The organism is Piscicoccus intestinalis NBRC 104926 (assembly GCF_001515525.1).
In the GTDB taxonomy this organism is placed as follows: Bacteria; Actinomycetota; Actinomycetes; order Actinomycetales; family Dermatophilaceae; genus Kineosphaera; species Kineosphaera intestinalis.
In genome coordinates, this window is sequence record NZ_BCNQ01000203.1 from 1 (window position 1) to 6,363 (window position 6,363).

The window sequence follows — 6,363 nt, forward strand, 5'->3', positions numbered from 1 at the left end:
CCAGGACCGCGGTGGCCGGGACCGCGGCGGCCGGGACGAGGGCGGCACACGCGACGGCGAGGGCGAGCGCGCGGCGGGCGGATCGGGCGAGGGCGTGCACGAGCATGCAGGCATCCACTCCTGGCAGGGACGAATCCCCAAGGGGGCGAGGCGATCCCGTCAGCGGGGACGGCGGCCGCCCGGGATCGCGTCGGGCTCTGCCGCTGACTCCCGCCTCATCGACTCCGCGATGCCCGAATCAAGGGGCGCGGGCGAAACTCCTCGAGCCCTACGGCGCGGGAGCCGGGGTCGCCCCGACGATCCGGCGCAGGTGCGTCTCGAGCACGTCGAGTTGCCGGGTGCGCTCGAAGCGGGTGGCGAACTCGCGGGCCGCCGCCCGCTGCTGCGGCGTGACGCTCGGAGCCAGCTGCGCGGCGCGCGCGAAGGCGTCGGCGATGTCGTCGGGGTCCAGCGAGGCGGCCTGCACGAGCAGCGGGTACCCGTCGAGCACCTCGGCCACCGCGCAGTCGGATTCGTAGAGCCCGACGATCGGTTTGCCGGTCGACATGTACTCGAAGACCTTGCCGCTGGTGACGTACGGGGAGTCGGCGACGATCATGATCAGCACGTCGAGGGCGTCGTAGGCGCCGGCGATCTCGGCCTTGCCGACGGCCCCGTGCCAGCGCACCTGCTGGGCGGTGTCGTCCAGCGGCAGCAGGTTGCGCACCGCGGCGCTGACGCCGAAGAAACCCAGGTGGCCGTACAGGTCGGCGACGGCGTCGGGCAACCGGCCCGGCTCCTTGGCGCGGCGCCAGCCCTCCCAGACGATCGCGTGCGGCTGGTTGGCGGTGAGCGTGCCGACGTACCCGAAGTGCAGCGGGCTGTGCGCGGCGCGCTCCGGCACCTCCGGCCCGCCGGTGCCGCCCGGCTCCCCCGCCGCGTCGTAACCGTTGGCGACGACGATCATCTTGTCGGCGTCCTGCGGGTACTCGCGCTGGTGCCAGGCGAGCAGCGGGGTGTTGACGAACGAGATGAGCTCGGCGTCGTCGAAGGTGCGCTTCTCCCACGTGAACGCGGCGTGCCCCGGCGGGAAGGCGTACTCGTCGGTGAAGAGGTTAAGGGTCCAGGAGTCGCGGCTGTCGAGCACGTACGGCACCTTCGTGAGGCGCTTGAACGCCCACACGGCCTGGTAGCAGCTGTACGGGTTGCCGGTGGCCAGCGTGACGTCGAGCCGGTGCCGGCGGTGCACCCGCAGCAGGCGGTTGAGCAGCCCGGGCACCCAGCTGCCGTACTGGTCGCACCAGGCCGTGCGGATGAGCCGCTGCGTGACGCGGCGGTGCACCTCGGGGTAGTTGCCGCGCCACCGCCCGAACCGGCGCAGCTCCTGCTCCAGGTGCTTCATCGGCAGCGGGATGCGCTCGACGCGCACGCGGGGGTCGATGGCGTCCAGCAGCGAGGGGTCGCTCGAGCGGGTGATGTGCTCGAAGAAGTCGGGGGTGACGGTGAAGACCGTGACGTCCCAGCCCTTGTCGACGAGGTGGTTGGCCAGCGCGAGCATCCGGTAGACGCCGCTGGCCCGCGACGGCGGAAAGTAGAACGCGACGAGGCCGATGTGCGGTCGGGTCACCGCGCCTCACCCCCGGCCGGCGAGCGGTCGGCGTCGGGCCCGTGCACCGCCAGCCACCAGCGGGCGATGTGGGCCGCGCCGAAGGTGCCGTGGTGCACGATCGCCTCGGGGTGGCGCATCGCGAGGCGGTAAGCCAGCTGGGTGAGCCGCCCGCCCAGGTGCACGAGCACGTCGAGGCGTTTCAGGTGCTCCAGCTCGGGTTGCAGCTCGACGCGCCGGGCCATCGTCCGGCCCCGCACGACCTTCCACAGGAGCCGGTACACGCGCGCCTCGGAGACCGTCGAGACCCGCCGCTGCAGCAGCTCCGCCTTCGTCAGCCCCCGCAGCGCCGGACCGGCCGCGCGCGCGGGCAGGTGCGGCAGCGCGCGGTCCGCGGCCCGCAGCGCCGCCCTCGGCACCCGGTCGACGAGCGTGCGTTCCACGGTGCGCAACCCGTTGTAGCGGTCGGCGTTGCCGGGGGTCAGCAGGGTGATCCCGGCGGCCACCGACGCCAGCCCGTCCTCGAGGTCGACGGCGGTCACCGTGCAGCCGAGGTCGGCGGCCCGGTCGGCGCCGTGCTGCACCCGGCGCCACTGCTGGGCGCCCTGGAACGCGAGCACGATCGCCAGGTCCAGCGGCTGCGCCAGCGGCGGCTGCGCGACGCCGAAGACGTACTTGGCGAGCAGCTCGGCGCTGCGCTCGAAGCCGTACAGCGAGCGCAGCATGCCGCGCACCGTCTCCAGGTCGGCGCGGGTCAGGTCGGTGCGCAGCGAGGCGACCGCGTCGCGCACCGCCTGCGGCTCGGGCCGGGTGTCGACGAACGCCGCCAGGCCGTAGCCGGCGGGGATGACCATCGTCTCCTCCGGGCCGATGCACCGGGTGACGACGACCGGCAGGCCAGTGGCCGCCGCCTCCACGACCGTGAGGCCGAACGTCTCGTAGTCCGAGAGGTGCACGAGCACGTCGTGGTCGACGAAGTACCGGGCGACCTGCTCCGGCTCCACCTGCCCCGCGAAGTCGACGCGGTCGGCCACGCCGGCCTCCTCGGCCTGGCGGCGCAGGGCCTCGCGCTGCGGACCGTCTCCGACGAGGGTGAGGCGGGCCTGCGGCCGGTCGCCGGACGCCACCTCCTGCGCGAACGCCGCGAGGAGCCGGTGCACGCCCTTGCGTTCGACGAGGTTGCCGACGTAGAGCCACCGGTCGAGGCGGCGCACCGGCTCCTCGCGCAGCGGAAGGCCGTCGAAGCGAACGGGATTGGGCACCGCGGAGATGTAGTCGGCCTGTTGCGGGCACAGCCGGCGCAGCGTGGCGGCCGGGCCGTCGCTGACCGCCAGCACCCGGGAGGCCCGGGCCACCGCGGCGCGGTACTGGATGGCCGCGGAGGTGTCCTTGAACATGCCTCGCACGTACGTCGCGTGCTCGGTGATCGAGAAGCGCGTGGGCCGCGGCAGCAGTGGCGCGATCGCCGCGCCGGTCGGGCCGCCGACGTGCGCGCTGACGACGCGGGCCCGCGCGATGAGGTCGGACGCGTGCTCGCGCAGCGCCTCCCGGTGGATCTCCATCGCGACCGAGCGGGGCACACTGGGCGGGAACGGGGCCCGGATGACCCGCACGTCGGCCTCCGGGCGCGACTCGGTCCACGACCAGGAGCGCACCGCGGCCTCGGCCCGGTGCCGACCCGGCTCGGCGCCCGGGCCGTCGCCGACCGGGGTCGGCTGCTCCTCGTCGTCGAATTCGTCGCCGTCGTCGTCATCGCCATCGTCATCAGGTGTCGACGCGTTCTGCTGGGCCTGCTCGTCGGGAGCCGGGACCGGTGGGGGCTCCTCCCCCTCGTACAGCGGGTTGCCGTCGACGTGCACGACGGTGATGCGGCCGTCGTAGTGCATCGACATCGCCACGACCGCGTCGCGCACGAACGTGCCCCAGACGGGATTGTGCGGGGTCGGGTACCACGGGGTGGCCACGAGCACGAGGTCCAGTTCGTCGGACGCCGGGCTCGTCGCGCTGCTCGGCCGCTGCGAGGTCCGAGCCGTCGGTGCGGGTGTGCTGGTCGGCGCGCTAGGAATGCTCACGCCCTCAATCGTCCTGCAAGGTCAGCGCATTGTCGGTTTCGACATACGTGTCACCGGTAACCGGGCACCGCCACCGACCCTTGCCGAGGTCCTTCAGGCGCACGCCCGCGCGGCCGACCCAGCCGATCCGGCGGGCGGGGCTCCCGGCGACGAGCGCGTACTCGGGCACGTCCTTGGTGACGACCGACCCGGCCGCCACCATCGCCCACGCGCCGATCGTCACGGGGGCCACGCACACCGAGCGGGCGCCGATCGAGGCGCCCTTCTTGCAGGTGACGCCGACGGCCTCCCAGTCGTCGCCGCGCTTGAGGTCGCCCTCGGGGGTAATCGAGCGCGGAAAGTGATCGTTGGTGAACACCGTGGCGGGGCCGACGAACACGCCGTCCTCGAGCACCGCGGGCTCGTAGACCAGCGCGTAGTTCTGCAGCTTGCAGTTGTCGCCCATCGTCACGCCGGTGCCCACGTAGGCGCCTCGGCCCACGATGCAGTTGCGGCCGAGCACGGCCTGCTCGCGCACCTGCGCGAGATGCCACACGCTGGACCCGTCTCCGATCTGCGCATCCGCAGCGACATCGGCGTTGGGCTGGATGTTCGTCGCCATGCCTGGTTCCTTTCCCCTGCGTTCGGGCCGGGTTCACGCCCGGTCGGTCTCGCGGGCGGCCCGACACCGGCGCAGCCCATCGCACACCCTACGCAAGGCCTGCGGGCAGCCAAGACCGGCCACGACTTGCCTTGTGAACCACGGGGTCTGGTCGATTTGGGAGGATAGCGACACAGGTTTACCGACCGTCCGTCACCGGGCAGAAGGAACTCGATGACCTCCCCAGATCTGCACGCCGGAACCTCCCCGTCCCTCGTGCGCCCGCCGACCGCGGGCGACGCGTCGGGGCGTCGACCGCATCTGCTCTACGTCGCGTGGGGCTACCCGCCGTCGCGGGGCGGCGGCGTGTACCGGGCGCTGGCGACCCCGAACGCGTTCGCCGCGGCCGGCTTCGAGGTGACGGTGCTGACCTGCGAGCGCGAGACGTTCCTGAAGTACACCGGCGCCGACCTGTCGTTGGAGGAGCGGATCGACCCGCGCATCGAGGTCGTCCGCATCCCGTTCGAGTGGCCGATGATGGAAGCCGATCTGCGCAAGTGGTCCGCGTTGCGGGTGTTCGCGCCGCGGGTGTGGCGGCGCCGGCGCCGGCACCTGGACGTGCGCGACTTCCCCGAGGTGGCGTACGGGCCGTGGCGCCGGCCGCTGGAGGACGCGGCGCTGGCGATCCACGCCCGCAAGCCCGTGGACCTCGTGGTCGCCAGCGCGAACCCCAACGTCGACTTCATGGCCGCCGACATCCTCAACCGCCGCCACGGGGTGCCCTACGTCATGGACTACCGCGACGCGTGGATGCTCGACGTCTTCGACGGCGGCCTGCTGCACGAGGAGGGCGGCCGGGTCGACTGGCTCGAGCGCGGCCTGCTCGAGGGGGCCCGCGAGGCGTGGTTCGTCAACGAGCCGATCCGGGCCTGGCACGCGCAGCGCCACCCCGACCTCGCGGCGCGCATGCACGTCGTCGCCAACGGCTACGACGAGGAGTTCGCGCCGCTGCCGGCGCTGGAGCCCCCGGCGGTGCGCGACCCCGACGCGCCGCTGACGTTCGGTTACATCGGCACCGTCTCCAAGAAGGTGCCGATCGAGGAGTTCGCCCGGGGGTGGCGGCACGCCCGCCACGACCCGGCGCTGCGGAGCGCCCGCGCGCAGTTGTGGGGCTACCTCGGGTTCTACTCCCTGCCCGCCGCCGACATGCTCGCGCTCGTCGACGAGTACGCCGACGACGGCCTGGAGTACTGCGGCCCGGTGCCCAAGCAGGACGTGCGCGCCACCTACGCGAGCTTCGACGCGCTGCTGCTCATCCTCGGCGCCGGCCGGTACGTGACGAGCGGCAAGGTGTTCGAGTACACGGCGAGCGCGCTGCCGATCGTGTCGGTGCACGACCCGCGCAACGCCGCGACCGACATCATGCGCGGCTACCCGCTGTGGTTCCCCGTGCGCGACCTCGACCCCCACTCGATCGCGGCGGCCCTGGTCGACGCGGGTCACGCCGCCCGGGAGGCCGACCGCGCCACCCGCGAGGCCTGCCTCGACTTCGCCCGGCACTACTCGCGCGACCTGCAGCTCGAACCGCGGGTGCGGGCGCTGGCCGAGTCGCTGGTCGGCTCCGGGTTGCGGACGGGGGCGCGCTGATGCGAGTGCTCATCCTCGACTGCGGCCGCGGCATCAACCCCGCCAAGGTCGCCACCTGGCACGACAAACTCGGGCTGCGCCCCGACGACGACGTTGCACTCCTCAGTTGGCACAAGCCGGCCGAGCGGCTGCCGCTCGTCGCGCACCTCGTCGCCGGACCGTCGCTGACCCTCGGTCGGGAGCCCGTGCCGCACCCGACCGCACCGTCGGCCTCCGCGGCGCCCGCCGGGCCCTCCGCCGGGTCGCTGGACGGCGTGCCGCGCGCGGAGACCGAGGCCATGGCGGCGGAGCCGGATCTCGGCGGCGAGGAGATGTCCGAACAGCTCACCGACCCGGCCCGTCTCGCCCCGATCGACGCGGCGGCGCCCGACTCCGGCGGCACGGGCGGCATCGGGGGCAGCGGCGGCACCGACTCGGCGAGCGAGGCCCCGGCGGACCGGCGCGGGAGCGACCTGAGCGGGCTGCCGAGGACGCACCCG

Annotated in this window: 5 protein-coding genes; 2 read left to right on the forward strand and 3 right to left on the reverse strand. The window is 73.5% G+C overall.

The window, feature by feature from the left end:
• Positions 1–268: 268 nt before the first annotated feature.
• The 3 genes from PINTE_RS19800 to PINTE_RS19810 are packed head-to-tail and all read right to left on the reverse strand — an operon-like array spanning position 269 to position 4,258.
• Positions 269–1,606 carry a glycosyltransferase gene (locus tag PINTE_RS19800; protein ID WP_068434090.1) on the reverse strand — a complete coding sequence of 446 codons (1,338 nt, stop codon included), beginning with the start codon at positions 1,604–1,606 and terminating at the stop codon, positions 269–271.
• Positions 1,603–3,657, reverse strand: coding sequence for a glycosyltransferase (locus PINTE_RS19805; RefSeq protein ID WP_068434092.1), 2,055 nt, complete (start codon positions 3,655–3,657; stop codon positions 1,603–1,605). The genes PINTE_RS19800 and PINTE_RS19805 overlap by 4 nt, the downstream gene beginning before the upstream one ends.
• Positions 3,658–3,661: 4 nt before the next feature.
• Positions 3,662–4,258: an acyltransferase gene (locus PINTE_RS19810; RefSeq protein WP_068434094.1), complete on the reverse strand. Its 597-nt coding sequence runs from the start codon at positions 4,256–4,258 to the stop codon at positions 3,662–3,664.
• A gap of 213 nt (positions 4,259–4,471) precedes the next feature.
• Between PINTE_RS19810 and PINTE_RS19815 the strand changes: the two genes are divergently transcribed.
• Together PINTE_RS19815 and PINTE_RS19820 are read left to right on the forward strand one after the other, a co-directional pair.
• Positions 4,472–5,884 carry a glycosyltransferase family protein gene (locus tag PINTE_RS19815; RefSeq protein WP_245643072.1) on the forward strand — a complete coding sequence of 471 codons (1,413 nt, stop codon included), beginning with the start codon at positions 4,472–4,474 and terminating at the stop codon, positions 5,882–5,884.
• Positions 5,884–6,363: hypothetical protein (locus PINTE_RS19820; protein WP_217996660.1), on the forward strand; the 480-nt coding region annotated here is incomplete at its 3' end. The genes PINTE_RS19815 and PINTE_RS19820, both read left to right, overlap by 1 nt.